General features: G+C 51.9%; 2 protein-coding genes. One reads left to right on the top strand and one right to left on the bottom strand.

Annotated features, from left to right (window positions below):
* A partial coding sequence (locus tag KIH26_RS16865; protein ID WP_213446858.1) for an HAD-IC family P-type ATPase occupies positions 1-1,400 on the bottom strand: 1,400 nt, incomplete at its 3' end.
* 104 nt (positions 1,401-1,504) lie between these two features.
* Between KIH26_RS16865 and KIH26_RS16870 the strand changes: the two genes are divergently transcribed.
* The coding region (locus KIH26_RS16870) for a MerR family DNA-binding transcriptional regulator (RefSeq protein ID WP_503005263.1) at positions 1,505-1,593 on the top strand (89 nt) is incomplete at its 3' end.

A 1,593-nucleotide genomic window follows, 5' to 3' on the forward strand; every position in this document is an offset into this window, starting at 1 on the left:
CGGAACAGAACGCCAGAAGTTGCACCACGTCCAGTTGCTACCATGATCGACATGGGCGTTGCCAAACCCAATGCACAGGGACAAGCAATGATGAGAACCGCAACAGCGTTGATCAGGCCATAGACCCAGCCTTGTGCGCCGCCGAGTAATCCCCAAGCAAAGAATGTCAGTACGGCAATTGCGATCACCACCGTGACAAAGTAGCCTGCCACTTTATCTGCCATACGCTGCATGGGGGCTTTCGAGCGCTGCGCCTGCGAGACCATTTGCACAATCTGCGCCAGCATCGTGGTGCTACCAACGCGCTCTGCACGCATGATGAGCGCTCCAGACGTATTCATCGTGGCTCCGATCAATTTGTCACCTGCACGCTTTGTAATAGGTATGGGTTCGCCAGTCAGCATGGATTCATCCAAAGCACTTTCTCCCTCAAGGACAACACCATCCACTGGAACTTTTTCACCAGGTCGAACCCGCAGGCGATCACCTACATGCACATGATTCAGCGCAATATCCTCTTCTATTCCATCTTCGGCAATGCGGCGTGCAGTCTTTGGGGCAAGCCCAAGCAATGACTTAATCGCCGCGCCTGTCTTTGAGCGCGCTTGCAATTCCAGCATTTGCCCCAAAAGGGTAAGCGAGATGATCACTGCCGCTGCCTCAAAATAGACGGCAACACGCCCCATAGAGAGAAACGTTTCTGGGAATATCTCTGGAGCTATTGTGGCAACAATGCTGTACGCAAACGCCGCGCCAGTCCCCAAGCCAATCAGTGTCCACATGTTGAGGCTGCGCTTGACCACTGAATTCCAGCCACGAACAAAGAACGGCAGGCCAGCCCAGAGCACGATAGGTAAGCTCAAGCCCAACTCAATCCAGCTTTGCAAGCGCATATCAAACCATTGCAGGCGATGGCCGAACATGGCCAACACAGTCACAGCAATCGTGAGCGGCAATGTCCACCAAAACCGACGGCTGAAATCCTTTAACTCAGGATTGGCTTCTTCATCCAAACTGGGCAATTCAGGCTCCAGTGCCATGCCGCACTTAGGGCAATCACCCGGATGATCTTGTTTGATTTCAGGGTGCATGGGACAGGTATAGATGCTGCCGGCCATAGCTGGGCTGGAGACATGAACCACGCTTGGAGAGGCCGGTAGAAGATACTTCTGAGGATCGACAGAAAATTTGGCTTTGCAACCTGCGCTGCAAAAGTAATAAACCTGTCCTGCATGCTCGTAAGAATGCTTGGCCTGTACGGTGACAGTCATTCCGCAAACTGGGTCTTTCAGCGTTGATGCTGCTGGCTGAGCCTCTGTATTGTCATGCTGAGAGCAACAGCTTGCTTTGGGCGCAACTGAGTTGTTTGATTCCTTTTCGTGCTGATGTGTGTGTTCCATAACAGACTCCTTGTGAACTCAATAGGAGTAGCTTAAACTCCGTAGTCAACTACAGAGTCAAGCGTTTTGGTCAAATATTTATGAATCTCATGCCTACAGAAGCAATGACCATCGGCAAGTTAGCCAAATCGGCAGGCGTGGGTGTTGAAACCATTCGCTATTACCAACAGCGTGGCCTGCTTCCAGTGCCGGA

The sequence above is a fragment of the Variovorax sp. PCZ-1 genome, from assembly GCF_018413605.1.
Classification (GTDB): Bacteria; Pseudomonadota; Gammaproteobacteria; order Burkholderiales; family Burkholderiaceae_C; genus JANMDU01.